Genomic DNA, 26,427 nt, shown 5'->3' with positions numbered 1-26,427 from the left:
TGCGAAAGTCCTGAAGAAGCGATCAGTGCACGTCCAGCGGGAAGCTGCCGAGCACTTTGAAGAGAGAGCATTGGGCGCGCAGCGCATCCAGCGCGGCAGCCACATTGTCCTGTGCCGGGTGGCCGGCCAGGTCGATGAAGAACACGTATTCCCATTGGCCCGAACGCGCCGGACGCGATTCAAAACGGGTCATGGACACGCCGTGGTGCTTCAAGGGGACGAGCAGATCGTGCACTGCACCAGGGCGGTTGTCCACCGACACGGCCAGGCTGGTGCAGTCATGGCCGGTAGGCGCGGCGGGCGTGTGGGCGTCGGCGTGGGTCACCACGACAAAGCGGGTGCGGTTGCTGGCCTCGTCCTGCACGGCACGCTGCACCACGTGCAGGCCGTATTGGGAGGCGGCGCGTTCGCTGGCCAGGGCTGCGATGCTGTCGTCTTCGCCGGCCATGCGGGCGCCCTCGGCATTGCTGGACACGGCGCGGCGCTCCACGCCGGGCAGGTTCTGGCTCAACCAGCCCTGGCATTGGGCCAGGGCCTGCGGGTGGGCGGCCACCACCTTGATGCCATCGCGGCTCAGCTCCTTGCGCAACAGGTTGTGCGTGACCAGCAGGCTGGTCTCACCCACGATGGTCAGGGGCGATTGCAGCAGCAGGTCGAGCGAGCGGGCCACGACGCCTTCGGTCGAGTTTTCGATGGGCACCACACCGAAGTCGGCCGAGCGGGCCGAGGTCGCGCGGAACACCTCGTCGATCGAGGGGCAGGCCATGGGCTCGATGGACGAGCCAAAGTAGTTCAGGGTGGCCTGTTCGCTGAAGGTGCCGACGGGGCCCAGGAAGGCCACGCGCTGGCGCGCTTCGAGCGAGCGGCAGGCCGACATGATCTCGCGCCAGATGGGGGCGATGCTGTCAGCCAGGATGGGGCCGGGGTTGCGGTTCTTGACGCGGTCGATGACCTGGGCTTCGCGGTCCGGGCGAAACACGGGCGAGCCGTCGATCTTCTTGACCTCGCCCACGGCCTGTGCCAGCTTGGCGCGCTCATTGAGCAGCTTGAGCAACTGCTGGTCGACCACGTCGATGCGCACGCGCAGATCGGCCAGTTGCTCGTCAACAGGCCGGCCGTCGGGCTTGAAATGATCGGGGGCGTGATCAGCCATGGCTTGCTGCAAAGTCCTTCATGTAGGCGACCAGGGCCTGCACACCGGCAACCGGCATGGGGTTGTAGATCGAGGCGCGCATGCCACCCACGCTCTTGTGGCCCTTGAGCTGAACCAGGCCAGCCGCCTTGGCACCCGCCAGGAAGGCGTCGTTGAGTTCATCCTTGGGCAGGAAGAAGGGCACGTTCATGCGCGAGCGGCAGTTGGCCGCTACCTTGTTCGCATAGAAGCCCGAGGCATCGATGTAGTCGTACAGCAGGTTGGCCTTGGTGATGTTGCGTGCCTCGATGGCTGCCAGGCCGGTCAAGTCACCTTCACGCTGGCGCTTGATCCACTGGAACACCAGGCCAGCCAGGTACCAGGGGTAGGTGGGCGGCGTGTTGTACATGGAGCCGTTGTCGGCCACGACCCGGTAATCGAAAGCCGAAGGCGTGATGGGCAGCGCATGCCCGATCAGGTCTTCACGCACGATCACCAGCGTCAAACCCGAGGGGCCGATGTTCTTTTGTGCCCCGGCATAAGCCAGGCCCACGCGCGACCAGTCCACAGGGCGCGAGACGATGTGCGAGGAGCAGTCGATCACCAGCGGGGCCTTGCTGCCCAATGCCGCCAGGTCGGGCAACTCGTGCATCTCGACACCGTGGATGGTCTCGTTGCTGCACACGTGCACATAGGCTGCGTTGTCGCTGATCTTCCAGCTGCCATAGGCGGGCAGGGTGGTGTGGTGGTCTGCCTCGTTGGTGGCCGACACATGCACTTCGCAGTACTTGCGCGCCTCCTTGGCCGACTTGACCGACCAGGAACCGGTGATGACGTAGTCGGCCCGGCCGCCACGCGAGAGGTTCATCGGCACGATGGCGTTCTCGGCGATCGCGCCACCCTGCATGAACAGGACCTTGAAGTTGGCCGGGATGGCCAGGATCTCGCGCAGATCGGCTTCAGCCTGTTCGGCAATGGAGATGAACTCCTTGCCGCGGTGGCTCATCTCCATGACGCTCATGCCCGAGCCATGCCAATCCAGCATCTCGCTGGCGGCCTGTTGCAGGACTTCGCCCGGCAGCGCGGCCGGACCGGGGGAGAAATTGAATGGGCGGGTCATGAGCGGCTCAGAGGCGGATCAAGGGCGGAAACCGAAATTACTTTTTGGCGGCTGGTTTGGCTGCCGGGGCGGGCGCTGGCGCAGGGGCCGAAGCGCCGCCGCTGAGCTTGCCGCCCGTGGCCGTATCCAGGATCTTGCGCACATTGGCGTCAAGCTGTTGCAGCTTGGTCGTGATTTGCGGACGGGCGTCGTTGACGACCTTTTCCATCAGGGCCTGGGTGGCTTCAGGCATCACGCCCTGGTACTTCTTGAAAGCGGGCGATTCCAGCAAGGCGGCCAGTTGCTTGAGCTCGTCCTCGGAGAACTTTTCCTCCAGGACGGGACCCACCACGCTGGGTGCCAGCTTGGTGGCCGAAGCGCGGAAGATGGGGGTGGCCGCTTCGATGTACTTCTTGATCTCGACGTCGATCTGCTTGGCCGTGGCGTCGCGTTTGTCCTCGGGCACGGCCTGGACCATGATCGGGCGCACGCCGGCGACCAGTTGACGAGCGGGCTGCTCGGCAATGGAGCGCGACACATCGTCAAAGACGCTTTGCTGCAGCGTCAGGACCTTCTGGACCAACTCCTTCTTGTCGGCATGTGCAGACAGGGTGGTCAGCGCCAATGTCGCGGCCACTGCCGTCGCCCATGCTGTTTTGCTCAATGTCATCGTCAGTCCTTTGGGTTTGCTCGGCCTGAAGGTCGAGTCGTCGGGATCAGTTCTCGGTGCCGCCTTCAGTATCGGCGGAGCCCGCGTCAGTGCTGTCACCAGGGGTTTCTTCACCGTCGCCCTCGGCCGCCGGGTTGGCGTCGTTTTCCACGATGCGCTGCAGGCCGATCAGCTTGGCGCCTTCATCCAGGGAGATCAGGGTCACGCCTTGTGTGGCGCGGCCCAGTTCGCGGATCTCGCTGACGCGGGTGCGCACCAGCACGCCCTTGTCCGTGATCAGCATGATTTCGTCTTCCGGACGCACCAGGGTGGCCGCGACCACCTTGCCGTTGCGCTCGGATTGCTGGATGGCGATCATGCCCTTGGTGCCGCGACCATGGCGTGTGTACTCGACGATGCTGGTGCGCTTGCCGTAGCCGTTCTCGGTGGCGGTCAGCACCGATTGGGTTTCGTCTTCGGCCACCAGCATGGCGATGACCGACTGGCCTTCTTCCAGCATCATGCCGCGCACACCGCGGGCGCTGCGGCCCATCGGACGCACGTCTTCTTCGTCGAAGCGCACGGCCTTGCCGCCATCACTGAACAGCATCACATCGTGCTTGCCGTCGGTCAGTGCGGCGCCAACCAGCACGTCACCCTCGTCCAGGCCCACGGCGATGATGCCGGCCTTGCGGGGGTTGCTGAAGTCGGTCAGCGGGGTCTTCTTGACGGTGCCCAGGCGGGTCGACATGAAGATGTAGTGGTCTTCGGGGAAGGTACGGAACTCGCCGGTCAGCGGCAGCACCACATTGACCTTCTCGTCCTTTTCCAGCGGGAACATGTTCACGATGGGGCGGCCGCGCGAGTTGCGCGAGCCCTGCGGCACTTCCCAGACCTTGAGCCAGTACACGCGACCACGGTTGCTGAAGCACAGGATGTAGTCGTGCGTGTTGGCGATGAAGAGCTGGTCGATCCAGTCGTCTTCCTTCGTTGCAGCGGCTTGCTTGCCTCGCCCGCCGCGCTTTTGGGCGCGGTATTCGCTCAAAGGCTGGCTCTTGATGTAGCCGGTGTGCGAGAGCGTCACCACCATGTCGGTCGGGGTGATCAGGTCTTCGGTGCCCAGCTCTTGCGCGTTGTGCTCGATGGTGGAGCGGCGCTCGCCGACCTTGGTCTGACCGAATTCCTGGCGGATGGCGGCCAGCTCGTCGCCGATGATGACGGACACGCGCTCGGGCTTGGACAGGATGTCCAGCAGGTCGGCGATCTCGGTCATGACATCGCGGTACTCGCCGATGATCTTGTCCTGCTCCAGGCCGGTCAGGCGTTGCAGGCGCATCTGCAGGATTTCGCTGGCTTGCGAATCCGACAGACGGTACATGCCGTCAGGCTGCAGGCCATAGCTCATGGGCAGGCCTTCTGGGCGGTACGCTGCGGCGCCGCCAGGCGTGTCGGTGCCCACGCGTGCCAGCATTTCGCGCACCATGGACGAATCCCAGCCCTTGCTCATCAGGGCGGCCTTGGCCACCGGGGGCGTCGGCGAGGTCTTGATGGTCTCGATGAACTCGTCGATGTTGGCCAGCGCGACGGCCAGGCCTTCCAGCACGTGGCCGCGTTCGCGCGCCTTGCGCAGCTCGAACACGGTGCGGCGGGTCACCACTTCACGACGGTGCTCCAGGAAGACCGTGATCAGGTCCTTCAGGTTGCACAGCTTGGGCTGGCCGTCGATCAGGGCCACCATGTTCATGCCGAAGGTGTCCTGCAACTGCGTCTGCTTGTACAGGTTGTTGAGCACGACCTCGGGCACTTCCCCGCGCTTGAGCTCGATCACCACACGCATGCCGGACTTGTCGGACTCGTCCTGCAGGTGGCTGATGCCTTCGATCTTCTTTTCGTTGACCAGCTCGGCGATGCGCTCCAGCAGGGTCTTCTTGTTGACCTGGTAGGGGATCTCGTCAACGATGATCGCCTGGCGGTCGCCCTTGCCGATGTCTTCGAAGTGCACGCGGGCGCGCATGACCACACGGCCACGACCGGTGCGGTAGCCTTCGCGCACACCCGACAGGCCGTAGATGATGCCGGCGGTGGGGAAGTCGGGCGCGGGGATGATCTCCATCAGCTCGTCGATCGAGCAGCCGGGGTTCTTCAGCGCATGCAGGCAGGCGTCGACCACCTCATTGAGGTTGTGCGGCGGGATGTTGGTGGCCATGCCCACCGCGATACCAGCCGAGCCGTTGATCAGCAGATTGGGCAGGCGCGTGGGCAGCACCAGCGGCTCTTGCAGCGAGCCGTCGTAGTTGGGCCCGAAATCGACGGTTTCCTTGTCGATGTCGGCCAGCATTTCATGGGCGATCTTCGTCAGGCGGATTTCGGTGTAACGCATGGCGGCGGCGTTGTCGCCGTCAACCGAGCCGAAGTTGCCCTGGCCGTCGACCAGCATGTGGCGCAGCGAGAAGGGCTGGGCCATGCGGACGATGGTGTCGTAAATCGCAGAGTCACCGTGCGGGTGGTACTTACCCATCACGTCACCGACGATACGCGCGCTCTTCTTGAAGGGGCGGTTCCAGTCGTTGTTCTGCTCGTGCATCGCGTACAAGGCGCGGCGGTGCACGGGTTTCAGACCATCACGGGCATCAGGCAGGGCCCGGCCGACGATCACGCTCATCGCGTAATCGAGGTACGAACGCCGCATCTCCTCTTCGAGGCTGATGGGCAGGGTTTCCTTGGCGAATTGCGTCATGCGGGCTAAAGCGGTGAGAAGAGACGGCTCGGCCGCGAGGGCTTGAGGCCGTCAGGGGCTTCCACTGGCGCCAGCGCCCCCTGTCCTGACGGTTCACGGGCGCGCGAGCGAACAAAGAGAGGATTGTAATTGGCCGCCAATGTCGTCCACGCGCAACAATCGACCAGCTTCTCCGTGACCAAGCCCTGTCTTGCTTGAGCGGGAAAATGGCTATGGCACAATCGTTTTCGTTATGTGCCCTAGGGTTAACCTTGTGGGTACGTCCCCACCCCCATCAGGGGAGGTTGCCCTGTCAGGGCGTCCGCAGTGGAATGCTGCGTCTTTATCGTGAGGATTTGCATGAACAAACTCAACAAAGTTGCCGCCCTGTTCGTCACCGCAGCTCTGGCTGGCTCCGCTTTTGCGCAGGCTGTTGACAACTGGCGTGGTACCGACGGCACCGTCTGGAAGAACGGCTCCAGCGAACACTGCTGGCGTGACAACCCTTGGACGCCTGAAACCGGCGTGCAAGGTTGCGACGGCGTGCCGGCTCCAGCGCCTGCTCCCGCACCCGCTCCTGCGCCTGCACCTGCTGCAGCCCCGGCTCCTGCCCCGGCTCCCGCTCCTGCCGTGGTGCCTGCTGCCCCCGCTACCGAAAAGGTGAGCTTCGCCGCTGACGCCTTCTTCGACTTCGACAAGGCTGACCTGAAGAAGGAAGGCAAGGCCAAGTTGGACGACCTGGCTGACAAGGTCAAGGGTCTGACGCTGGAAGTCGTGATCGCCGTGGGTCACACCGACGCCAAGGGTAGCGACGCCTACAACCAGAAGCTGTCGGTGCGTCGCGCTGAAGCCGTCAAGAAGTACCTGGGCGACAAGGGCATCGAAGCCTCGCGCATCTACACCGAAGGCAAGGGCAAGTCTCAGCCCGTCGCCGACAACAAGACGGACGCTGGCCGCGCCAAGAACCGTCGCGTTGAAATCGAAGTGGTCGGCACCCGCACCAAGTAATTGGTCGGCTCACGCCACTGACACAAAAGGCCCTTCGGGGCCTTTTGTTTTGCCTGATCGCAGCGAGCCATCAACCTGGGCGGCCTGAGCAGGCAAAACAAAACCCCGCCAAGGCGGGGTTTTGTGCTTGTGAGGCCGAGAGCCGCGTCAGACCAGGCTGACGTCCTTGCCGGACAGGCGCTTGGCCAGGGCCGTGGCCAGGCGGTTGGTCAGGCCGTAGATGGACAGTTGCGGGTTGGCGCCGATGCTGGTCGGGAAGAGCGAACCGTCGTGCACCGACAGGTTGGACAGTTGCCAGTGCACGCCATCCGGGCGAACCACGCCTTGCTGCTCCGTGCCACCCATGCGGCAGCCGCCCATGATGTGCGCGCTGCCGCCACCCACGTAGTAGGGCTTCATCTCGTAGGCTGAGATGGCCGCCTTGGCTTCTGCCCAGTTGCTGTAGTAGTGCGCCTGCTCGTGCAGGGGCATGACCTTCTTGGCGCCGGCTGCGAACTGCACTTCCGCCATGGTCAGCAGTGCCTGCTTGAAGCCGGCCAGCACGTAGTCGGACATCGCGTAGTTCAGCAGCGGGCTGCCGTCGACGTTCAGGATCACGGTGCCGCCGCTGGATTCCGGGTGGAAGCCATCGCGCAGCAGCGCCAGCATCATCTGCGTGTTGGGGTAGTTCTGGAAGCGCTCGGCCAGGCCCTTGCCGTAGCCGCCCATCAGCACGGCGGCCAGGCCGGGGTGCATGGGGGTGGCTTCCAGCTTGTAGCCGATGGGGCCTTCTGGCGGGGCGTTGTGCACGAAGTGGTCGGAGTAGATCGATTGCGGGGCACCGGCCCAGCCTTCAATGCGCTGCTCGAACACGCCGCCCGAGAACGCCACCGGGTGCAGGAAGGTGCGGGTCCCCAGCAGGCCGTGCGGGTCCGGTGCCTTCGAGCGCTTGAGCAGGGCGGGCGAGTTGATCGCGCCACCGGACACCACATAGTGCTTGGCGGTGATGCGCAGCACCTTGTCGGAGGTCTTCTGACCGTTGACCCGGATGGGCACGCAGATCAGGCCCTCGACCTTGTCACCCTTGATGATGAACTCCTGCGCGCGGGTCTGGTAGAACAGGCGCGCGCCGGATTCCAGCGAGGAGGGGATGGTGGTGACCAGCATCGACTGCTTGGCATTGGTCGGGCAGCCCATGCCGCAAGAGCCCAGGTTCCAGCAGCCTTTGACGTTGCGCGGGATCACCTCAGCCGAGATGCCCAGCTTCTTGGCGCCTGTGCGTAGCAGCTCGTTGTTGGGGTTGGGCGGGGCCTCTTCCCACTTGTGCATGTTCAGCCGCGTTTCGGCCTGACCAAACCAGGGTGCCATCGAGGCTTCATTGAAGTCTTTCAGGCCGAAGTTGTCTTCCCAGTACTTCAGGGTCGAGGCGGGCGTGCGGAAGGAGCTGGTCCAGTTGATGACGGTGGTGCCGCCCACGCAGCGGCCCTGCAGCAGGGTCAGGGCGCCGTCCATGGTCTTGCGGCCGCCGCCGTCCTGATACAGGTTGGCGTAGGCTTCGGATTCTTTCTGGTTGAAGTCCGTGCTGGTGCGCAGTGGGCCCTCTTCGACCAGCACGACATCCAGGCCGGCCTTGGTCAGCAGCTCGGCGGTGATGCCCGCACCTGCGCCGGTGCCCACGATGACGACATCGCATTGAACCTGCTCGGGCAGGCCTTGTTCGCCATTGGTGGCCTTCCAGCCACGCGCCAGGCCTTCGCGGAATGGATCGGGGAGTTTGCTCATATTTGGACGGGGCCGGGGTAGCCGGTCAGGGGCCAGTGGGCACTGTTGGAGTAGAAGGACATGCAGACCAGGCTGCGCAGGACCTGGTAGGTCAGGCGGGTGGTGGGCAGCGGGTTGAGCCGCATGGTCTCGATGGCCTGGGCAAGTTCGTCCTCGGTGGCTTCGCTCCACGAGGCGCCCATGCCGGTCAGCATCTTGCGCGTGGGGAAGTTGCCCAGCAGGCCCAGCAAGGCGTTGACCTCGATCTGCAGCACATTGGGCATGCCGTTGAGGAAGGCCTCGGTGTGTGTCAGGTGGCCTTCCATGATGGCCTCGCGCTGGGCCTTGTCCTTGGGCAGCATCGGGCCCACGATGCCCATGGTCAGGCCTCGAAAGACATCACGGCCGTGTTCAGTCAGCTTGCCGTTGCTCATGCCGCGGTGCCAGTAAACGAGTGCGCCAAGCGCGCCGCCTACGGCCCCGATCGCCAGCGCTGTCTTGAGAAACCAGCGTCGCTTGGGTTGAAGTGGGTGATCTATGGATCGGTCGACCATGTGTTTGGCTTCCGTGCGTAACTATTCCCAAATAAGGAAAGGTTGTGAGTCAGATTGCCGGGAGATTGTGCCTTGCGTGTGCAGCCCGGCACGCAGGCGTTTAACCTCTCGACGCTTGTTTTTTTCGGACTGTCGGAGGAATGAACAAGAAGTGCGGCGTTCTGACTTGAGGGAATACCCTTGGTCACGAATGTTGCAGAATTCATGCAGCGCTTTACGCGATTTCCCTGGGTGTCCGATTACCGGGTGTCCGCTGAACCTGATCCATCAAAGAGGATGACGATGACGATTTCGAAGCCATGGCTGGCCAGCTACGAACCCGGTGTACCGACCGAGATCAACCCGGGCGAATATGACTCGCTGATGGACTTGCTGGATCATTCGTTCAAGCAGTACGCCAAGCGCAACATGGCTGCGTTCATGGATGTGCACTGGACCTTCGAGCAGGTCGACGAGATGTCGCGAGTGCTGGCGGGTTGGCTCCAGTCCAAGGGCTTGTCCAAGGGCGCGCGCGTGGCCTTGATGATGCCCAACATCCCGCAATACATGGTGGCGATCGCGGCTGTGCTGCGTGCGGGCTATGTGGTGGTCAACGTCAACCCGCTGTACACCCCCCGTGAGCTGGAGCATCAGCTCAAGGACTCGGGCGCCGAAGCCATCATCGTGTTGGAGAACTTCGCCACCACGCTGCAGGAAGTCGTGGCGCGCACACCGGTCAAGCACATCGTGCTGGCGGCGATGGGCGACATGCTGCCTTTCCCCAAAGGCCTGATCGTCAACTTCGTGGTGCGCAACGTCAAGAAGATGGTGCCGGCTTTCACGCTGCCCAACAACGACAAGTGCAAGCTGACCAAGTTCAAGGATGCCTTGTCGCAAGGCCGTTCGGCCAAGTACACCCGCCCGACCATCAAGCCCGATGACGTGGCCTTCCTGCAATACACAGGCGGCACGACCGGTGTGTCCAAGGGTGCCACGCTGCTGCATCGCAATGTGGTGGCCAACATCCTGCAAAACGAAGCCTGGTTCAAGCCCGAGCTGGCCAAGCTGGGTGACCAGCCCCTGACCGTGGTGTGCGCCTTGCCGCTCTATCACATCTTCGCTTTGACGGTCTGCTACATGATGGGCGCGCGCATGGGCAGCATGAACCTGCTGATCGCCAACCCGCGTGACATCCCCGGTTTCATCGAGACGCTCAAGAAGTACAAGGTCAACCAGTTCCCCGCCGTGAACACGCTGTTCAATGCGCTGGTGAACCACCCTGAATTTGCCAAGATCGACTTCTCTGGCCTGAAGGTGTCCAATGGCGGCGGCATGGCTGTTCAGCAGTCCACGGCTGAAACCTGGAAGAAGGTCACCGGCTGTCCGATCGTGGAAGGCTATGGCTTGTCCGAGACCTCACCCGTTGCAACGGCCAACCGCCTGGATCTGGCCGAGTTCAACGGGGCCATCGGTTACCCGATTCCCTCGACCGAAGTGGCCATCCTGGACGACGACGGCAACCACCTGGATGTGGGCGGCGTCGGCGAGATCTGCATCCGTGGCCCACAGGTGATGGCCGGTTACTGGAACCGCCCGGATGAGACGGCCAAGGTCATGACGGCCGATGGCTTCTTCCGCACGGGCGACATTGGCGTGATGGATCCGTCGGGCTTGTTCAAGATCGTGGACCGCAAGAAGGACATGATCCTGGTGTCGGGCTTCAACGTGTACCCCAACGAGGTCGAGCAGGTCGTGAACATGCACCCCGGCGTGCTGGAGTGCGCAGCAGTGGGTGTGCCCGATGACAAGTCGGGCGAGGCTGTGAAGCTGTTCGTGGTGCGCAAGGATGCAACCTTGACCGAGGCTGCCCTGAAGGCCTATTGCCACGAGCAACTGACCGGCTACAAGTGCCCCAAGCACATCGAGTTCCGTCACGATCTGCCCAAGACCAATGTGGGCAAGATCCTGCGCCGCGAGTTGCGCGACGAGAAGAAGGCAGCCTGATTGCGTTGAGCGCTTCAAGCTGACGAATGGCGCCGCTGGTGTAGAGCCAGCGGCCTTTTTTTTGCCTCTTGGCTCGCTCGTTCGCCGAAACATTCCCCCCGCGGAGGGCGCCCTGATGGGGGGTTAAGAGCGCTTTAAGAATTGCTGAAGAAGCATTTACGAAACGGGAAAGCGCGGCGTCCCTACAGTCACTTCCATCATCAACAACGGCCTGGTGCAGCAAGCAGGGCCACAACAGGAAGTGACATCATGAGCTACATCACGCAAGAGATCCCCGTCGAGCAATTCGGGGCGCAACCCGGGGCACAACGCGGCAAGCAGTTGGTTGACCAGGCCCTGGATCACAGCCAGCGCTTCAACCTGTACCAAGGCGTGCACAAGGGGCTGCGCGCCTTCATGGCCGATACGCTGGTTCGTGTTGGCAGCACCGATTACACCGACGCGCAGGAGCGCCAGGAGGCGGCTGATGTCGTGCGGACCTTGCTGCACATCTGCGGCGAGCACCTCAAGCACGAGAACGATTTCCTGCACACCGCCATGGAGCGCCGTGCCCCGGGCAGCAGCGCCAGTTGCGCGCAGGAGCATGTCGAGCATGTGGCCAACATCGATGCCCTGAGTGGCTGCCTGAGGCAGGCCCTGGCCGCCACGGAGGTGCAGCAGGCTTCAGCCTGGCAGCGCCTGTACCAGTTGCTGAGCCTGTTTGTGGCGGACAACTACGAGCACATGTTGTTGGAGGAGCGTGAGCACAATGCCGTGCTGTGGCGTCACTTCAGCGATGAAGAGCTCATCGAAATCCACGATGCGCTGCTGGCCAGCGTGCCCGCGGATGAAATGGCCCACCACTTCCGCTGGATCCTGCCGCAACTGTCGCACCCCGAGCGCGTGGAGATGCTCAGTGGCATGCGCCAGGGCATGCCGCCCGAGGTGTTCGCATCCCAGCTGGACATGGCCCGCCCCTTGTTGAACGCCCGCGCCTGGCACAAGCTGCAAGCCGCCCTGAAGTCGGAGGTGGCTTGCCATGGCTAAGAACCTTTTGCGCTGCGCGGTGCTGTACGCGCTCTTCGGTATTGGCATGGGGATCGTGATGGCCGCTTCGGGCGACTTCACGAACAAGGGGGTGCACGTGCACATCAACCTGGTGGGCTGGGTGTCGATGGCACTGATGGCCATGGCCTACCAGGTCTTCCCGGCCATGGCGGGCAGCGTGTTGGCCAAGGTGCAGTTCTGGCTGCACAACCTGGGGCTGCCTTTGATGGCTGGTGGCATCTATGCGGTGCTGCATCACCTGCCCATGGCCGAGCCAGTGGTGGGCAGTGGCTCGCTGATCGTGGCGCTGGCTTTCCTGGCCTTTGCCGTCAATGTCTGGCGCAATGCCGGGCGCTCGGTGGTGGCCGAGACGGCGCCCCGTCGGCAGACCACGGCGCTGGCTGCGGCCTGATGTGATGGGGCAGTCAGGCTGATCAGTCGGCTGATTGCAGCTTCAGGGGTTGCATCACCTGCAGCTGGAAACGGCCTCGGCCCGTCTTGTGCATGCGCACGCAACGGGTCCGCTCGGCCAGGCGGCGTTGCAGCAACACCAGACGGGCTTCGAGGTTGTCGGCGATATCCGGCAGGGACAGGTCCGGGGCCAGCCGCAGCTCGCGGTTGGTGAACTGGTCGCGGCCTTCGTGCTGGCGCACTTGCACCAGCTTCCAGAAGATGGCGCCGGCCACGCCCTTGATCAGGTAGTCCTCGTCAAGGAAGATGCTGTGGTCGGCCTTGAAATACCGTACCAGCACGGGACGCTCGTCACCGAGGGCTGGTGTGATGGTTGTCATCGGCGGGGCGGACACAGCAGTGACAGTGAACGACGCGGTTGATGCCGGCAAGGTTGGCGTATCCGTGGCTGGCTCTGCGGGGTCGGCGCAGGCCATGCTCTGCGCCATCCAGCCAAACTGCTGTGCCACGATCTGCAGCATGTCTTCATCGTCGTAGGTGAAGCGCAGGTCTTCGTGGCTCTCAACGTACAGCACGCCATACAGCGTGGCGCCCGCCGTGATGGGTACCGCCATCTGGCTGCGGCATTCGGGCAGGCCGGGCATGGGGATGGCCGTTTCAAGCTGGTGGTGCAGGCCCAGCGCCTCGGCGCTGTCACGCACGGCCTTGCCGTAGATGTACTCGCTGGTCATGTGCGAGATGCGGATGGGCGTGCGTTCGCGCGCGGCCACGCCGATCACGCCGTGCCCCATCGGGATCTCGGAGCCCACGCCGGACTGGTCGTACCCCCGGGTGGCCACGGTGAACAGGCGCTCGCCGCACTCGTCGAGCTTGAGGATCATCATGTGGCCGATGCCGCAGACGGTTTGCAGTGCGGTGAGGGTGTTGTCCAGCAACTCGTCCAGGTCGCGGCTGGCGTTCAGCATGGCGCTCATGTGGCGCAGCTTGGGCAGGCTGTCCTGAACAGCGGGCAGGATGCCGGGCATGGGGTGAACGATGGTTTCGACCCGCTCGACCTCGTAGATGTCCGAGCCCAGCAGCTTGAACACCTCGGTCATGCCGGTGTGCGAGGCGATGCCGGCCAGCTTGGCCTTCATGCTCTCGAACAAGGGGCCGCTGGTTTCGGTGCGCAGGTAGCGCACATGCAGCTTGTAGCCACTGCCGTTGAGCGGGTCCACGACCTTCAGCAAGGCATAGGGGTTGGCCAGGATGTTCTGCCGCGTCTTGTTGAAGAACTGGAAGGTGGTGGCCACGTGCTTCTGGTCCACGTACTGCACCTGCGACAGGTAGGCAATATTGGGCGTGCCATCCACCGAGCAGGTGGACAGGGCACTGGGCACCCCGCCTTCAAAGCAGTTGCGCAGATGGGCGATGCAGACGGCGTTCACGACGGCACTCATGGCTGGCTGCCCCCCATGCGCTTGCCGGCCATGGGCCCCGGTGTTTGCTCGAACACCTGCTCCGGGGTGAAGCTCAGGGCCACCAGTTGCCCGGCTTCGATTGCCATGTGGGACAGGCCGAATTCGCGCCCGTAGCCCAGGCGCACGATGCCGTCCACAAAGGCGTGGCGGTAGCGTTCGACGCAGGCAACGTCGTCGGCATTGGCCGCAGACAGGCTGATCTGGCGCCCCTTGATCTGGATGGCGGTTTCGGTTTCTGGCAGGCAATACACCACGGCGATGACGTCCTGGCCGAGCACGTCCTGCAGCACCTGGCTGGCTTCGCCCCGGCGCACGAAAATGGTCAGGCGTTGCCGGTCGGGTGAGACGCGGCAGGCGAAGCCCCGGCAGGCGCTGGGGCGCAGATCCGATGAGCACGAGGCAACATCGATGGCCACCTCCCGCTGGATGAAGGCCACGGTACCGTCGCTGAGCAAGGCTGGTGTCATGCTGCTGTTCGACTGAGACTGAAGCGGGAATGTCGCCGGATTGTAGGTGGCGACGGGGGGCGCCTCAATCCTTCAGAAACAGGGCTTGCAGATCGCTCAGGAAATCAAAGCCCCTGGCGGTGGGCCAGGCGCGGGCCAGATCGCGTTGCAGCAGGCCCTGGGCCTCGGCCTGGGCCAGTGGCTGCTGGATGCTGGCCAGGGTCAGGCCGGTGCGCTCGCCAAAACGCAGCAGCTCGAAGCCGTCCTTCAGGCGCAGGGCGTTCATCATGAACTCGAAGGCGCGCGAGGACAGGTCCACCTCGGTGTCGTTGGAGCAGGCCAGGCCCTGGCGCGCTTTGTCCATGTAGGTGGCGGGCTCGCGCCAGCGCACCTGCCGCACGATGCGGTCAGGGAAGCTGATCTTGCTGTGCGCACCGGCGCCAATGCCCAGGTAGTCGCCGAACTGCCAGTAGTTCAGGTTGTGCTGGCATTGGTGGCCTGGGCGGGCATAGGCGGACACCTCGTAGCGCTGCAGGCCGGCGCCGGTGGTGCGCTCGATGAGGTGGTCCAGCATGTCGAAGGCGGTGTCGTCATCGGGCAGGCCTTTGGGCGGCTGCGTGGCGAAGACGGTGTTGGGTTCGAGCGTGAGGTGGTAGAGCGACAGGTGCGGTGGCTCGAAGGCCAGGGCCTGGCTGATGTCGGCGTCCAGATCGGCGGGGCTCTGGCCGGGCAGGGCGTACATCAGGTCGAGGTTGAAGGTCTCGAAATGCTGCTGGGCTTCTTCGATGGCGGCGATGGCTTGCGCGCGGTCGTGCACGCGGCCCAGGGCCTTGAGCTTGGCATCGTCAAAGCTTTGCACACCGATGGACAGGCGGTTGACGCCGGCCTGGCGGAAGGCCTTGAAACGGTCCTTCTCGAACGTGCCGGGGTTGGCCTCCATGGTGATCTCGCATTGCGGCTCCAGCGGCAGGCGCGCGCGGATGTCGGCCAGCAGGCGGTCGATGCTGTCGGGCGAGAACAGGCTGGGGGTGCCGCCACCGATGAAGATGGTGTGCACGCGGCGGCCCCAGATCTGCGGCAGGGCGGATTCGAGGTCGGCGCACAAGGCGTCGAGGTAGAGGCTTTCTGTCTGGGCGTTCAGCTGCCTGGAGGCGCTGGGCGCATCCTGGGCAATGGGGATGCTCGGGCCTGCTTTGCCAAGCCGAGTGACTTCATGCGAGTTGAAGTCGCAGTAGGGGCACTTCTTGAGGCACCAGGGCAGGTGCACGTACAGGGACAGCGGCGGCAAGGCCTGCAGGGCACCGGGGCGTTGCAGCGTGATCATGGGGTGTGTGGTCTTGTACGGTGCACTCAGCGCTGCCAGGGCCAGCGTGCATCGGTGTCGGCGTGGTTCACACCAGCCAGGCCCCATTGGGCCTCGATCATGTGCAGCATGCGCTGGCAGGCCTTGGCGCGGTGGCTGACGCCGTTCTTGATCTCGGGCGCCAGCTGGGCCGCGCTTTGTTGGTAGGCGGGCAGCCACAGCAGGGGGTCATAGCCAAAGCCGTGTTCGCCCTGGCCAGCTTCCAGCAGTTCACCTTCCCAATGGCCTTCGGCGATCAGCGGCTCGGGGTCATCGGCATGGCGCACGGCCACCAGCAGGCAGGTGAAGTGGGCGCGGCGCTGCGCCTGCCCACGCATCTGATCGAGCAGCCAGGCGTTGTTGGCCGCGTCGATGGCTTCGCGCGGCAGGCCTTCGGCAATGCGGCCGGCGTCGACTGCATAGCGCGCCGAGCGCACGCCCGGTGCGCCCCCCAGGGCGGCCACGCACAGGCCGGAGTCATCGGCAATGGCCGGGCCTTGACCGATGCGCGCGGCATGGCGGGCCTTGGCCAGGGCGTTCTCGACGAAGGTGACGTGCGGCTCTTCGGCCTCGGGGATGCCCAGCGAGCCCTGCGTGACCAGGTCGACACCCAGCGGGGTGATCAAGGCCTGCAGCTCCCGCAGCTTCTTGGCATTGTTGGAGGCGAGGATCAGTTGCTTGCTCATGGTGCGCTCAAAAAGGGATCAGGCGGAGATCAGGCCAGAGTCAAAGGCTTGGCCAGCGCGGCGGCCTGGGCCGTGATCAGCTCGCGCACCCCCTTGTCGGCCAGGGCCAGCAACTGGTCCATTTCCTGGCGGGTGAACGCGACGCCTTCGGCCGTGCCTTGCACTTCCACGAAGTGTCCCGCACCTGTCATGACCACGTTCATGTCGGTGTCGCAGGCCGAGTCTTCGGTGTATTCCAGATCCAGCAGGGGCGTGCTGTCCACGATGCCCACGCTGATGGCGGCCACCGGGTGCAGGATGGGGCTGGCGGTGAGCTTGCCTTTGGCGATCAGCCCCGTGACGGCGTCCACCGCCGCGACATAGGCGCCGGTGATGGCCGCGGTGCGGGTGCCGCCATCGGCCTGGATGACGTCGCAGTCGATGATGATGGAGCGCTCGCCCAGCTTGGCCAGGTCGAACACGGCGCGCAGGCTGCGGCCGATCAGGCGCTGGATCTCCTGCGTGCGACCGGTCTGTTTGCCGCGTGCAGCTTCACGGTCGCTGCGCGAATGGGTGGCGCGGGGCAGCATGCCGTATTCGGCCGTGACCCAGCCTTCGCCGCTGCCGCGCTTGTGCGGGGGCACCTTTTCTTCGACCGAGGCGGTGCACAGCACCTTGGTGTCGCCAAAGCAGATCAGGACCGAGCCTTCGGCGTGCTTGGTGTAGCCGCGGGTGATGCTCAGGGGGCGCAGTGCGTCTGCGGCACGGCCTTGGGTGCGCTGGTATGCCATGGGGAGGTTCCTGGTAAAAAAACCAACCGGCCACAGCGGCCGGTTGATCAGTCAGACGGGGGCGGTGGCAGCTCAGCTTTTCTTGGCGGCGCTGGCCGAGCGGCGTATCGCTTCGTTGATCTCGCGGATCGAGCGTTCGATCTCGGCTTCGTCCAGGTCGTCGGCTTCGACATTGTCGCCCGGTGTGCCGGTGCTGCCGACGCTGGCCTGGATGGTGGAGGCAAACACCTCGTCGCCCAGGTTGTCGGTGTGCACATTAGGCTGGTCGTCGTTGGTGGCGGACTCCCACTCCATGGCCAGCACAGTGACGTTGTCGCATTTGACGCCGCCATTGCGCAGGGCCACTTCGACCAGTTCCGGCACGGCGTCCGAGATGGTGCGGGTGGACAGGTGGCGGGTGATTTCTTCGTCCTCGACGGTGCCCCACATGCCGTCAGAGCACAACATGATGCGGTCGCCTTCCTGCATGATCAGCGGGCCAGCCGTGTCGACCACGGGCTTGCCAGGGCTGCCCAGGCAGGTGAACAGCACGTTGCGGTTGTAGCGCTCGTTGAGCGGCACCACGGTCGACAGCGTCTGCTGCAGTTCGGAATAGGAGTGGTCACGCGTGCGGGCAATCAGCTTGTCGCCACGGACGAAATACAGGCGCGAGTCACCGCAGTGGGCCCAGTAGGCCGCATTGCCTTGCAGGATGCAGGCGACGATGGTGGTGCGCGGCGTGTCCATCAGGCCTTTTTCGCTCGCATAGCGCAGCAGCTGGTGGTGCCCGGCCATCACGGCGTCCTGCAGGAAGCGGATGGGGTCCGCCAGCGTGGGACGCGCATCGCGTTGGTACAGCGCGGCCATGGTCTGCAAGGCCAGTTGAGACGCCATCTCGCCTTCGGGGTGGCCGCCCATGCCGTCTGCGAGCGCAAACAGGCCCGAATCCCGCGTGTAGCAATAGCCCATGCGGTCTTCATTTTTCTCGCGGCCGCCTTTACGGCTGATCTGGTAGACGGAGAATCTCATGGCTGCTTCATGCCCCGCTTATGCCTTTGCGCCCGATTTGAGGTTTTCAAGTTGCAGTTTGACCCGCTCAGCAAAGGTGAGCTTGGAGTAGCGTCTTTCGGTCTCGCGGGCCAGTTCTTTTTGCAGGGCGAAAACGCTCTGCGGCCGGGCCAGCGGGTCAAGTGACATGCACCACTCGGTCACTTCGATGAGGTTATCCGAATACACGTTGCGCAGTCGCGAGAGAGAAAGCCCTAAGCGGTCTTTTTCCAGGCGTTGGGGCGCATCGTTGGGGGGGTAGCCCTGCATGCAGGCATAAATGCACGCGCCAATCGCGTAGATGTCGGTCCAGGGGCCCAGCGAGCCGTCGCGGCGGTACATCTCGGGCGCGGCAAAGCCGGGCGTGTACATCGGGCGGATGAAGTTGCCTTCCTTGGACAGCACCTCGCGCGCGGCACCGAAATCCAGCAGCACCGCCTTGTTGTCGTTGGTGATGAAGATGTTGGCCGGCTTGATGTCCAGGTGCAGCATCTTGTGCTGGTGCACGATGCGCAGGCCGCGCAGGATCTCATCGAACAGGGAGCGGATGGTGGATTCGCGGAAGACCTTGTCGCGCTTGAGATCGCGTGCGGTGACGATGAAATCCTGCAGGGTATCCCCTTGCAGGTAGTTCATCACCATGTAGACGGTTTCGTTCTCGCGGAAGAAATTCAGCACCGACACCACACTGGGGTGGGCGATCTGGGCGAGCGAGCGGCCTTCTTCGAAAAAACTTTTCAGGCCCAGGCGGTACAGCGGCTGCTTGTCGGGCTTGACGCGGGGAATCAACTCGCCGGGGGCGCGTTCTGCCAGGGAGGCGGGCAGATATTCTTTGAGCGCGACGAGCCGTTTATCGGGGTCTTCACAAAGGTAAACGACCCCGAAACCGCCTGCGGCAAGCTTCTTGACGACTTGGTAGCCGCCCACGACGGTGCCCGAAGGCAACGGGGCAGGTTTCGGCTTTGACATAATCTAGTTTTGTCTGGTGTCAAGTAACCATGTCAGTCTACTCTATGACCGGCTTTGCCAGCGCGGTTGCGTCGGCTCCCGACCACGTCAGTGAAAACACCGATGAGGGGGATTCGTCCACTGCATCACGCGCTGGCGGTGGCAAGAGCGCCTCGGGCGGCGTGGGGGCGGAACTGCGCTCCGTCAACAGCCGCTTCCTGGATCTGAGCTTCAAGCTGGCTGACGAGTTCCGTGCGCTCGAACCTGCCTTGCGTGACCTGCTCACCGCGTCGTTCAAGCGCGGCAAGATCGAGTTGCGCCTGCAACCGCAGCGCGCGGCCGACGCCGGTTGGCCTACGCCCCAGCCTGACCAGCTCCACACCCTGGCGCGGCTGGAGGGCACGGTGCAGAACTGGTTGCCCAAGGCCACGCCGCTGTCGGTCAACGAGATCCTGAACTGGTGCCGTTCGGCAGCACCCTCGGTCAAGCTGGAGGACGCTGCCTTGGAGTCGGCCCGCCAGTGCATCGAGGCGCTCAAGGAGGCTCGTGAGCGCGAAGGCGCCCGCCTGGTGGGCATCCTCAAGGACAAGCTCAAGGGCCTGCTGGCCCTGGCCGAGCAGGCCACGCCCCTGGTGCCCCTGGCCGTGCAGCGTCAGCAGGAGCGTTTCGTCCAAAAATACCAGGAGGCGCTGCAGGCCGTGGGTGGCTCGGTGACGCCAGAGGCGGCACAAGAGCGCGCGCTCAACGAGGCCGCGGCCTACGCCCTGCGCATTGATGTTGACGAAGAGTTGCAGCGCCTGAAGGCCCACCTGGACGAAATTGGCCGCCTGCTGAAAAAGGGCGGCGAAGTGGGCAAGCGCCTGGACTTCCTGATCCAGGAATTGCACCGCGAGGCCAATACACTGGGCTCCAAGGCCGCGGCGCTGGAGTTGACGCAGATTTCGGTCGAAATGAAGGTTTTGATCGAACAGATGCGCGAACAGGTTCAGAACATCGAATGACGGCCGATAACCCTTCCCAAACCTCCACCATGTCCGCGGGCGCGACGCCGGCGAGTTCTGGAGACAACGTCATGGACTATCCCGGCAACCTTTTCGTGGTGTCCGCGCCCAGCGGCACTGGTAAATCCAGCCTGGTCAAGGCCCTGCTGGAGCTCGATTCGCGCCTGCAGGTGTCGGTGTCGCACACCACGCGGGCCCCGCGCGGGCAGGAGCAGCAAGACCGCGAGTACCACTTCACGACCACGGAAGACTTCCTGGCGATGGTTGAGCGGGGCGACTTCTTCGAGCATGCCGAGGTCCACGGCAACCATTACGGCACCTCGCGCCACGCCATTGAAAGCCGCATCAAGGGCGGGGAGGACGTGGTCCTGGAGATCGACTGGCAGGGTGCCTTGCAGATCAAGAAGATATTCCCCAATGCCATCCTGATCTTCATCCTGCCGCCCAGCTACGAAGAGCTGTCGCAGCGCCTGAACCGCCGTGGCGAGGACAGCCCCGAGACCATCGAGCTGCGCATGGCCAATGCCCGCATCGAGGTCGGCCAGGCGCAATATTTCGATTTCATCGTCGTGAATGCACTTTTTGAATCGGCTTTGTTCGATTTAAAAGCCATTGTTCACTCACAGCGGTTAAAATATGCAGCTCAGCGCCGGAACAAGTCTGCCGTGTTCCGTGCCCTCAATCTGGTCTGACCGGCTTTTTGGCTGATTCAGACACCCTACCGGAGCGCCCACATGGCCCGCATCACCGTTGAAGACTGCCTGCAAAAGATCCCGAACCGCTTTCAGCTGGTGCTCGCTGCAACCTACCGTGCCCGCATGCTGAGCCAAGGCCACACGCCCAAGATCGAGTCGCGCAACAAGCCTGGCGTGACCGCACTGCGCGAGATCGCCGCTGGCCAGGTTGGCCTGGAAATGCTGCGCAAGGTCCCGACCTGATCGTCGTGTGTTCCTGTCGGGCTCACGCTGCTGACTGACGGCGGCCCCGAACTTGCATAAAAGGCCCGTCTCGAACGGGCCTTTGCCATTTCCCCGTTGATTTCCGATTGATTTCCCGATTGGTTTCCCTGATTGATTCAGTCGGCCCCGGGGCTTTCTCAATCAAGCTACAGTCAACACATGACCTTGGCCAACGATGCTGCGGCGGCTTCCTTTGCTGCGCTGACCCACAAACTCGACTACCTGGACGAGGCGGACATCCGCCGCGTCCGTGACGCCTACCGCTTCGCCGACGAGGCCCACCTGGGCCAGTTTCGCGCCAGTGGCGAGCCCTACATCACGCACCCCATCGCGGTGGCAGGCCTGTGCGCCGACTGGAAGCTCGATGCCCAGGCCATCATGGCCGCGCTCATGCACGACGCCATGGAAGACTGCGGCGTCACCAAGATCGAGCTGATCGAGCGTTTTGGCGCCCCCACGGCCGAGATCGTGGATGGCCTGACCAAGCTGGACAAGCTGCAGTTCTCGACCAAGGAAGAGTCGCAGGCCGAGTCCTTCCGCAAGATGCTGCTGGCCATGGCGCGCGATGTGCGCGTCATCCTGATCAAGCTGGCCGACCGCCTGCACAACATGCGCACCATGGAAGCGATGGTGGCGCACAAGCGGGCCCGCATCGCCCGCGAGACGCTGGACATCTATGTGCCCATCGCGCACCGCCTGGGCCTGAACCAGACCTACCGCGAGCTGCAGGAGCTGTCCTTCCAGTACATCAACCCCTGGCGGCACTCGGTGCTGTCCAAGGCCGTCAAGAAGACACGTGGCAACCGCCGCGACCTGGTGGACCGCATCCGCAAGGAGGTAGAAGAAGCCTTCCGCGATGCCGACATGCAGGTCGAGGTCTATGGCCGCGAGAAGACCATCTTCTCGATCTACAACAAGATGATCGAAAAGCACCTGAGCTTTGCCCAGGTCAGCGACATCTTCGGCTTTCGCATCGTCGCGCGTGAGCTGCTCGATTGCTATCGCGCCTTGGGCGTGCTGCACCAGCTCTACAAGCCGCTGCCGGGCCGCTTCAAGGACTACATCGCGATCCCCAAGGCCAACGGTTACCAGTCGCTGCACACGACGCTGGTCAACCCGGTGGGCACGGCGGTGGAGTTCCAGATCCGCTCGCAGGCCATGCATGCGGTGGCCGAGAAGGGTATTGCCGCGCACTGGATGTACAAGGAGCAGGATGCGGCCGACGACGCCTCGCCGCAGCAGGCCGCCGTGTGGCTGCAGTCGCTCATCGACATCCAGCACGAGACCCGCGATTCCGCCGAGTTCCTGGAGCACCTCAAGATCGATTTGTTCCCCGAATCGGTTTATGTGCTGACGCCCAAGTCACGCATCGTGGCGCTGCCCAAGGGGGCCACGCTGGTGGACTTTGCTTATGCGATCCACTCCGGGGTGGGTGACCGCTGCGTGTCGGCCAAGGTCAATGGCGAGCCCGTGGCCCTGCGCACCGAATTGCGCAGTGGCGACGTGGTCGAGATCATCACGGCCGCGAGCGCCAAGCCCAACCCGAGCTGGTTGAACTTCGTGCGCACGGGCCGCGCCCGCTCCAAGATTCGCCACTACCTCAAGAACATGGAGGCCGAGGAGTCGCTGGAGCTGGGCGAGAAGCTCTTGATGCAGGCGCTGCGCGCTGAAGGCCTCACGATGCCGGCTGGCAACGAGACGACCGAGGGCAATGCCGGTGTGCTGTGGCAAAGCCTGATCCGCTGGGGCGGCAACCGCAGCCGAGACGAACTCCTGGCCGACATCGGCCTGGGCCGCAAGATCGCGACCATGGTGGCCAAGCGCCTGGCGCAGTTGATGGCCGAGTCGGGCTCCAAGCCCGATGCCTTGACCCTGACGCTGGGTCGCTTCTCGGATGAAACCCCGTCGCAGGGTTCGGTCATCATCGATGGCAGTGAAGGCGCGACGGTGCAACTGGCGCCATGCTGCTGTCCGGTGCCGGGCGACCCGATCGCGGGCTATCTGGGCCGTGGCGAAGGCCTTGTCGTGCACACGCAATCTTGCGGGGTGGGCAAGCGCCTGTTCGAGCGCGACAGCGAACGCTGGATCGACGTGAGCTGGTCCGACGAGCCCACCCGCCTGTTCGAAACCGCGGTGAAGGTGCTGGTGGCCAATGGCAAGGGCGTGCTGGCTCAGGTGGCTGCGGCCATCAGCAGCGCCGAGACGGACATCACCCATATCGAGATGGGTGACGAGCGCCTGGGCGAAACGGCCGAACTCAAGCTCACGCTGGCCGTGCGCGACGCCGAGCACCTGGCCGATGTGATCCGCACGCTCAAGCGCTGCTCGGTGGTGCTCAAGGCCGAACGCTTCAGTCAGTGACTGGTGGGCGGGGCCGGGTAGCTGACCTTGATGATCTCCAGGCGCTCCAGGCCGCCGGGGGTCATCAGCTGAACCTCGTCACCTTCACGTGCCTTGAGCAGTGCGCGTGCAATGGGTGAGATCCAGCTGACTTCACCTTGCAGATTGTCGACCTCGTCGATGCCCTTGATGGTGATGGTGCGTGACACCCCTTGCAGGTTCTCGTAGGTGACGGTGGCGCCAAAAAACACCTGGTCATGACCATGGTGCAGGCAGGGGTCGGCCACTTCGGCGATGTCCAGCCGTTTGGTCAGGAACCGGATGCGGCGGTCGATTTCGCGCAGGCGCTTCTTGCCGTAGATGTAGTCGCCGTTTTCCGAGCGGTCGCCGTTGGAGGCGGCCCAGTGCACGATCTCCACGATCTTGGGGCGCTCGATGTCGATCAGGTTGAGCAATTCCGTGCGCAGGCGTTGGTAACCCTGCGGCGTGATGTAGTTCTTGCCGCCGGCTGGCAGGGGGGGCAATGACAGATCGTCATCGTCATCGCTCTCGGTTTCCTTGGTGAAGGCTTTGCTCATGGAACGCGATTGTGCCCAATCCTCTGACCGAGGGGAAAGCGTCATTTCTTCACGAGGGTCTCGCCTTTGTTCGCCAGCGCGTGTACCGAAGCGCATTTGAACTCGCAAAAATGAAATGGCTGCCGATAACAACCCCATTTCAACCGCCCGTTTGAGTCCCTGAAAGGCGCGAGATGTCGCAAGTGATCCCTCTGGGCCCCGCTGCCCGCATGTTGACCACACGTGAGGCCGCCGTGCGCCTGGGTGTTTCGCTGCGCACCGTGCAACTCTGGGTGGAAGCCAACATCCTGCCTGCTGCGCGCACGCCAGGCGGGCATCGCCGCATTCCCTACAACGCGGTGGAGGCCCTGGCCTTGAGCACCGGCCTGGGTGGCGAGCCGGTACCGCGCAGTGCGCTCAACCGGCACAACGAGCGCCCCTTGCTGGACGACGCGCCGGTGCCTTCTCTGCCTGAGCTGGGCCGTTCCGGCGCCCCGATGGATGTGTTGCTGGTGGCCGATGACCAGGATTGGCAGGCCCGCTGTGCGCAGGCCATGGAGCCCTATGGGGCGGCGGTCAAGCTGCGTTTCGCGGAGACGGGCTACCTGGCTTTGCTGCAGATCGGGCAGAAGGTGCCGGACTTGTTGATCACGAACCTGGAATTGCCGGGCATGGACGGCATGGCGATGTTGCGGACTCTGGAGCGCTGCGAATCCATTGCCAACATGCGCATCCTGGCGCTGACCGACAGCGGCGAGCATGAACTTGCGCGTCGCGGTGGGCTGCCCAGGTCTGCCGAAGTGATGCGCCTGCCCGTGACGGCCGAGGCCGTGGCGGTGCGTGTGGGCCGATGGCTGCTGGGCCAGCGCGTCTCCTGAGCCCACGCTACCCCCCAAGTCCCGGGGGATCTCACCGAACGCCAAGGTAAGCACCGGCTGACTTGCGCCAAATCTTGCCTCAAGATGCTGCTGCCTGTGGCAAGGACGGGGTGGCAGGCGCCCCACGTGAGACGGAGTTCGTTGTGAGTGACAAGCCTGTTGCAGCCTCAGGGCTGGCCTGGCGTTGGTTGGTGCTGGCGGTGTATGTGTCGATCCTGATCGGGTTGGCGCTGCTCTGGCGGCAACCCGATATGCGCCATTGGCTTGATCCTCAGTCGCTCAGTGAGCAGGGCAGGCAATTGCTGGCCACGCCTTTGGGGCCGCTGGCCGTGATGGGGGGTTATGTCGTGGCGGTGCTGCTGGGCATGCCTGTGCTCGTGTTGATCACGGTGGGTGCCCTGGTGTTCACGCCCTGGCCGGGCATGGCCTACGCGCTTTTCGGCATGGTGGCAGGCGCCACGGTGACCTACGGCATTGGCCGCTATACCGGCGCGCAAACCATGGACCGGTGGACCAAGGGGCGCCTGGCGCTGCTCTCTCGCCACATGCAGCGGCGCGGCCTGCTCACGATGATGGCGGTGCGGGTGATGCCGGTGGCGCCTTTTATCGTGGTCAACATGGTGGCCGGGGCCTTGCGCGTGCGCCTGCGCGACTACGTGCTGGGGACCTTTTTCGGGCTCTTACCCGGCACGGTGATGATCTCCCTGTTCATGGACCGCCTGGCCGAGGCCTGGCGTGCACCAGGCACTAGCAGCTACGTGGCCTTGGCCGCATGCGTGGTTCTGCTGGGCGTTGTTTTTTGGTGGGTCCGAAAAAGGCTGTTGCGCGCGGCTTGAACGCAACCCGATGAGCGGGTTTCCACGCGATTTCAAGGGGCCGAGGCCCCTTTTTTGTCGCCTTCAGCCTAGTCGTGAACGGTTCCCTAAGGGCTGTCACTTAAGGGGTTTCCTCGCCCTTCATTAGGGTGGTTTGAAGGGTCATGCGCTTGGCCTGCTGGGCCAGTCAGGTGCTTGTAACAAAGCCCGATGATTCGTCCACGCCGCAGCCTTGTCGTCGCGGTTTCGATGCAGACGTCGCATCGGGCCAACCGAACGGATTGATCACCTGGCAGGTTGCATGACAAGGCCGGCGAGAGACATTGACTCACATACACACATACCTGGAGTTCTACATGCAAGCTTTCAAACTGTCCGTCATCGCCCTGGCTCTGACCGCCGTGGCCGCTTCTGCTTCCGCCATGTCGTCCATCGACGACGCAGCCCTGAGCCAAGTCAGCGGCCAGGACGGCGTGTCGATCGCTGGTGACCTGAACATCAACATCGGTTCGTTCAAGTACACCGACACCGACGCCACCGGCGGTTCCGTGTCGTTCAACGACATCGGCATCAAGGGCATGTTCGTGATGACCGTGGACATCCTGAACAAGGCTTCCTTCGTGTCGACCGTGGCCAACTCCATCGGCGCACGTCTGGGCTACACCCAGGCTGACGCAACCAGCGCTGCTGCTGCCGCTGCTGGCCTGGGCCTGCCCACCGCCAACGGTGCTGTGATCGCCGGCGAACTGCAAAAGCTGACGACCGCCACGTATGACGCCTTCGGTGCTGCCACCGGCGACGCCATCTACGCTGGCTCCGACGTTGTGCAATTCGCTTTCCCCAACGCCAAGCTGAACTCGGCTCTGACGCCCAGCATCACC

At 63.8% G+C, this 26,427-nt stretch carries 25 protein-coding genes; 11 read left to right on the top strand and 14 right to left on the bottom strand.

Annotated features, from left to right (window positions below; genetic code table 11):
- Window positions 1-22: 22 nt before the first annotated feature.
- The 4 genes from pheA to gyrA are packed head-to-tail and all read right to left on the bottom strand — an operon-like array spanning window position 23 to window position 5,617.
- On the bottom strand, window positions 23-1,153 hold the full coding sequence (pheA, locus tag HY019_RS12495; RefSeq protein WP_290692540.1) for a prephenate dehydratase: 1,131 nt from the start codon (window positions 1,151-1,153) through the stop codon (window positions 23-25).
- Window positions 1,146-2,252: a 3-phosphoserine/phosphohydroxythreonine transaminase gene (serC, locus tag HY019_RS12490; protein WP_290692537.1), complete on the bottom strand. Its 1,107-nt coding sequence runs from the start codon at window positions 2,250-2,252 to the stop codon at window positions 1,146-1,148. The genes pheA and serC overlap by 8 nt, the downstream gene beginning before the upstream one ends.
- Window positions 2,253-2,289: 37 nt before the next feature.
- A complete protein-coding gene (locus HY019_RS12485) occupies window positions 2,290-2,901 on the bottom strand; it encodes a DUF2059 domain-containing protein (protein ID WP_290692535.1) in 612 nt (203 codons plus the stop codon).
- A gap of 46 nt (window positions 2,902-2,947) precedes the next feature.
- A complete protein-coding gene (gene gyrA, locus HY019_RS12480; protein WP_290692533.1) occupies window positions 2,948-5,617 on the bottom strand; it encodes a DNA gyrase subunit A in 2,670 nt (889 codons plus the stop codon).
- A gap of 339 nt (window positions 5,618-5,956) precedes the next feature.
- Between gyrA and ompA the strand changes: the two genes are divergently transcribed.
- Window positions 5,957-6,604: an outer membrane protein OmpA gene (gene ompA, locus HY019_RS12475; RefSeq protein WP_290692531.1), complete on the top strand. Its 648-nt coding sequence runs from the start codon at window positions 5,957-5,959 to the stop codon at window positions 6,602-6,604.
- 147 nt (window positions 6,605-6,751) lie between these two features.
- On the opposite strand, the gene HY019_RS12470 is transcribed toward ompA, so the two are convergent.
- Complete coding sequence (locus tag HY019_RS12470; RefSeq protein WP_290692529.1) at window positions 6,752-8,365, bottom strand: GMC family oxidoreductase; 1,614 nt, start codon at window positions 8,363-8,365, stop codon at window positions 6,752-6,754.
- Window positions 8,362-8,898 carry a hypothetical protein gene (locus tag HY019_RS12465; RefSeq protein ID WP_290692527.1) on the bottom strand — a complete coding sequence of 179 codons (537 nt, stop codon included), beginning with the start codon at window positions 8,896-8,898 and terminating at the stop codon, window positions 8,362-8,364. The genes HY019_RS12470 and HY019_RS12465 overlap by 4 nt, the downstream gene beginning before the upstream one ends.
- Window positions 8,899-9,186: 288 nt before the next feature.
- On the opposite strand from HY019_RS12465, the gene HY019_RS12460 reads away from it, so the two are divergent.
- The 3 genes from HY019_RS12460 to HY019_RS12450 all read left to right on the top strand — a co-directional run bounded on the left by HY019_RS12460 (window position 9,187) and on the right by HY019_RS12450 (window position 12,319).
- Window positions 9,187-10,881 (top strand): long-chain-fatty-acid--CoA ligase, encoded by a 1,695-nt coding sequence (locus HY019_RS12460; protein WP_290692879.1) that lies wholly within the window; start codon window positions 9,187-9,189, stop codon window positions 10,879-10,881.
- A 249-nt stretch (window positions 10,882-11,130) separates the two neighbouring features.
- Window positions 11,131-11,907, top strand: coding sequence for a hemerythrin domain-containing protein (locus HY019_RS12455; protein WP_290692525.1), 777 nt, complete (start codon window positions 11,131-11,133; stop codon window positions 11,905-11,907).
- Window positions 11,900-12,319, top strand: a complete 420-nt coding sequence (locus HY019_RS12450; RefSeq protein WP_290692524.1) for a hypothetical protein — start codon at window positions 11,900-11,902, stop codon at window positions 12,317-12,319. Before HY019_RS12455 ends, HY019_RS12450 begins: the two co-directional genes overlap by 8 nt.
- Before the next feature lie 22 nt (window positions 12,320-12,341).
- Here HY019_RS12450 and HY019_RS12445 read toward each other — a convergent pair whose 3' ends face one another.
- The 7 genes from HY019_RS12445 to HY019_RS12415 all read right to left on the bottom strand — a co-directional run bounded on the left by HY019_RS12445 (window position 12,342) and on the right by HY019_RS12415 (window position 19,017).
- Window positions 12,342-13,757 (bottom strand): GAF domain-containing protein, encoded by a 1,416-nt coding sequence (locus tag HY019_RS12445; protein WP_290692522.1) that lies wholly within the window; start codon window positions 13,755-13,757, stop codon window positions 12,342-12,344.
- Entirely contained in the window at window positions 13,754-14,245 is a 492-nt protein-coding gene (locus HY019_RS12440; RefSeq protein WP_290692520.1) for a hypothetical protein, read from the bottom strand. Before HY019_RS12440 ends, HY019_RS12445 begins: the two co-directional genes overlap by 4 nt.
- A 64-nt stretch (window positions 14,246-14,309) precedes the next feature.
- On the bottom strand, window positions 14,310-15,548 hold the full coding sequence (hemW, locus tag HY019_RS12435) for a radical SAM family heme chaperone HemW (protein WP_290692518.1): 1,239 nt from the start codon (window positions 15,546-15,548) through the stop codon (window positions 14,310-14,312).
- Window positions 15,549-15,574: 26 nt separating this feature from the next.
- Window positions 15,575-16,252 (bottom strand): RdgB/HAM1 family non-canonical purine NTP pyrophosphatase, encoded by a 678-nt coding sequence (rdgB, locus tag HY019_RS12430; protein ID WP_290692516.1) that lies wholly within the window; start codon window positions 16,250-16,252, stop codon window positions 15,575-15,577.
- Window positions 16,253-16,281: 29 nt separating this feature from the next.
- On the bottom strand, window positions 16,282-17,022 hold the full coding sequence (gene rph / locus HY019_RS12425) for a ribonuclease PH (protein WP_290692514.1): 741 nt from the start codon (window positions 17,020-17,022) through the stop codon (window positions 16,282-16,284).
- Between the two features lie 72 nt (window positions 17,023-17,094).
- Complete coding sequence (locus tag HY019_RS12420) at window positions 17,095-18,030, bottom strand: PP2C family serine/threonine-protein phosphatase (protein WP_290692512.1); 936 nt, start codon at window positions 18,028-18,030, stop codon at window positions 17,095-17,097.
- 18 nt (window positions 18,031-18,048) lie between these two features.
- Window positions 18,049-19,017: a serine/threonine-protein kinase gene (locus HY019_RS12415; RefSeq protein WP_035039133.1), complete on the bottom strand. Its 969-nt coding sequence runs from the start codon at window positions 19,015-19,017 to the stop codon at window positions 18,049-18,051.
- Window positions 19,018-19,046: 29 nt separating this feature from the next.
- On the opposite strand from HY019_RS12415, the gene HY019_RS12410 reads away from it, so the two are divergent.
- From HY019_RS12410 to HY019_RS12395, 4 genes are all read left to right on the top strand, one after another.
- Window positions 19,047-19,997, top strand: a complete 951-nt coding sequence (locus HY019_RS12410) for a YicC/YloC family endoribonuclease (RefSeq protein WP_290692510.1) — start codon at window positions 19,047-19,049, stop codon at window positions 19,995-19,997.
- 71 nt (window positions 19,998-20,068) lie between these two features.
- Window positions 20,069-20,689: a guanylate kinase gene (gene gmk / locus HY019_RS12405; protein ID WP_290692508.1), complete on the top strand. Its 621-nt coding sequence runs from the start codon at window positions 20,069-20,071 to the stop codon at window positions 20,687-20,689.
- A gap of 42 nt (window positions 20,690-20,731) precedes the next feature.
- Window positions 20,732-20,935 carry a DNA-directed RNA polymerase subunit omega gene (rpoZ, locus tag HY019_RS12400; protein WP_035039139.1) on the top strand — a complete coding sequence of 68 codons (204 nt, stop codon included), beginning with the start codon at window positions 20,732-20,734 and terminating at the stop codon, window positions 20,933-20,935.
- A gap of 180 nt (window positions 20,936-21,115) precedes the next feature.
- Window positions 21,116-23,317: a bifunctional (p)ppGpp synthetase/guanosine-3',5'-bis(diphosphate) 3'-pyrophosphohydrolase gene (locus HY019_RS12395; protein WP_290692506.1), complete on the top strand. Its 2,202-nt coding sequence runs from the start codon at window positions 21,116-21,118 to the stop codon at window positions 23,315-23,317.
- Here HY019_RS12395 and greB read toward each other — a convergent pair.
- Entirely contained in the window at window positions 23,311-23,874 is a 564-nt protein-coding gene (gene greB / locus HY019_RS12390; protein WP_290692504.1) for a transcription elongation factor GreB, read from the bottom strand. The two genes, HY019_RS12395 and greB, sit on opposite strands and share 7 nt — an antisense overlap.
- Window positions 23,875-24,047: 173 nt before the next feature.
- Between greB and HY019_RS12385 the strand changes: the two genes are divergently transcribed.
- The 3 genes from HY019_RS12385 to HY019_RS12375 all read left to right on the top strand — a co-directional run.
- On the top strand, window positions 24,048-24,731 hold the full coding sequence (locus tag HY019_RS12385) for an excisionase family DNA-binding protein (RefSeq protein ID WP_290692502.1): 684 nt from the start codon (window positions 24,048-24,050) through the stop codon (window positions 24,729-24,731).
- Between the two features lie 143 nt (window positions 24,732-24,874).
- Window positions 24,875-25,567: a VTT domain-containing protein gene (locus HY019_RS12380; protein WP_290692500.1), complete on the top strand. Its 693-nt coding sequence runs from the start codon at window positions 24,875-24,877 to the stop codon at window positions 25,565-25,567.
- A 335-nt stretch (window positions 25,568-25,902) separates the two neighbouring features.
- On the top strand, window positions 25,903-26,427 hold a 525-nt coding region (locus HY019_RS12375), incomplete at its 3' end, for a DUF6160 family protein (RefSeq protein ID WP_290692498.1).

Source organism: Aquabacterium sp. (genome assembly GCF_016195855.1).
GTDB lineage: Bacteria > Pseudomonadota > Gammaproteobacteria > Burkholderiales > Burkholderiaceae_C > Aquabacterium.
The sequence above is the reverse complement of the archived record's forward strand: the minus strand, read 5'-3'. Positions and strand labels throughout refer to the sequence as shown.

Coding starts and splice junctions, on each gene's coding strand:
- pheA (WP_290692540.1), bottom strand. CDS start 1,153: ATGGCTGATCACGCCCCCGATCATTTCAAGCCCGACGGCCGGCCTGTT.
- serC (WP_290692537.1), bottom strand. CDS start 2,252: ATGACCCGCCCATTCAATTTCTCCCCCGGTCCGGCCGCGCTGCCGGGC.
- HY019_RS12485 (WP_290692535.1), bottom strand. CDS start 2,901: ATGACATTGAGCAAAACAGCATGGGCGACGGCAGTGGCCGCGACATTG.
- gyrA (WP_290692533.1), bottom strand. CDS start 5,617: ATGACGCAATTCGCCAAGGAAACCCTGCCCATCAGCCTCGAAGAGGAG.
- ompA (WP_290692531.1), top strand. CDS start 5,957: ATGAACAAACTCAACAAAGTTGCCGCCCTGTTCGTCACCGCAGCTCTG.
- HY019_RS12470 (WP_290692529.1), bottom strand. CDS start 8,365: ATGAGCAAACTCCCCGATCCATTCCGCGAAGGCCTGGCGCGTGGCTGG.
- HY019_RS12465 (WP_290692527.1), bottom strand. CDS start 8,898: ATGGTCGACCGATCCATAGATCACCCACTTCAACCCAAGCGACGCTGG.
- HY019_RS12455 (WP_290692525.1), top strand. CDS start 11,131: ATGAGCTACATCACGCAAGAGATCCCCGTCGAGCAATTCGGGGCGCAA.
- HY019_RS12450 (WP_290692524.1), top strand. CDS start 11,900: ATGGCTAAGAACCTTTTGCGCTGCGCGGTGCTGTACGCGCTCTTCGGT.
- HY019_RS12445 (WP_290692522.1), bottom strand. CDS start 13,757: ATGAGTGCCGTCGTGAACGCCGTCTGCATCGCCCATCTGCGCAACTGC.
- HY019_RS12440 (WP_290692520.1), bottom strand. CDS start 14,245: ATGACACCAGCCTTGCTCAGCGACGGTACCGTGGCCTTCATCCAGCGG.
- hemW (WP_290692518.1), bottom strand. CDS start 15,548: ATGATCACGCTGCAACGCCCCGGTGCCCTGCAGGCCTTGCCGCCGCTG.
- rdgB (WP_290692516.1), bottom strand. CDS start 16,252: ATGAGCAAGCAACTGATCCTCGCCTCCAACAATGCCAAGAAGCTGCGG.
- rph (WP_290692514.1), bottom strand. CDS start 17,022: ATGGCATACCAGCGCACCCAAGGCCGTGCCGCAGACGCACTGCGCCCC.
- HY019_RS12420 (WP_290692512.1), bottom strand. CDS start 18,030: ATGAGATTCTCCGTCTACCAGATCAGCCGTAAAGGCGGCCGCGAGAAA.
- HY019_RS12415 (WP_035039133.1), bottom strand. CDS start 19,017: ATGTCAAAGCCGAAACCTGCCCCGTTGCCTTCGGGCACCGTCGTGGGC.
- HY019_RS12410 (WP_290692510.1), top strand. CDS start 19,047: ATGTCAGTCTACTCTATGACCGGCTTTGCCAGCGCGGTTGCGTCGGCT.
- gmk (WP_290692508.1), top strand. CDS start 20,069: ATGGACTATCCCGGCAACCTTTTCGTGGTGTCCGCGCCCAGCGGCACT.
- rpoZ (WP_035039139.1), top strand. CDS start 20,732: ATGGCCCGCATCACCGTTGAAGACTGCCTGCAAAAGATCCCGAACCGC.
- HY019_RS12395 (WP_290692506.1), top strand. CDS start 21,116: ATGACCTTGGCCAACGATGCTGCGGCGGCTTCCTTTGCTGCGCTGACC.
- greB (WP_290692504.1), bottom strand. CDS start 23,874: ATGAGCAAAGCCTTCACCAAGGAAACCGAGAGCGATGACGATGACGAT.
- HY019_RS12385 (WP_290692502.1), top strand. CDS start 24,048: ATGTCGCAAGTGATCCCTCTGGGCCCCGCTGCCCGCATGTTGACCACA.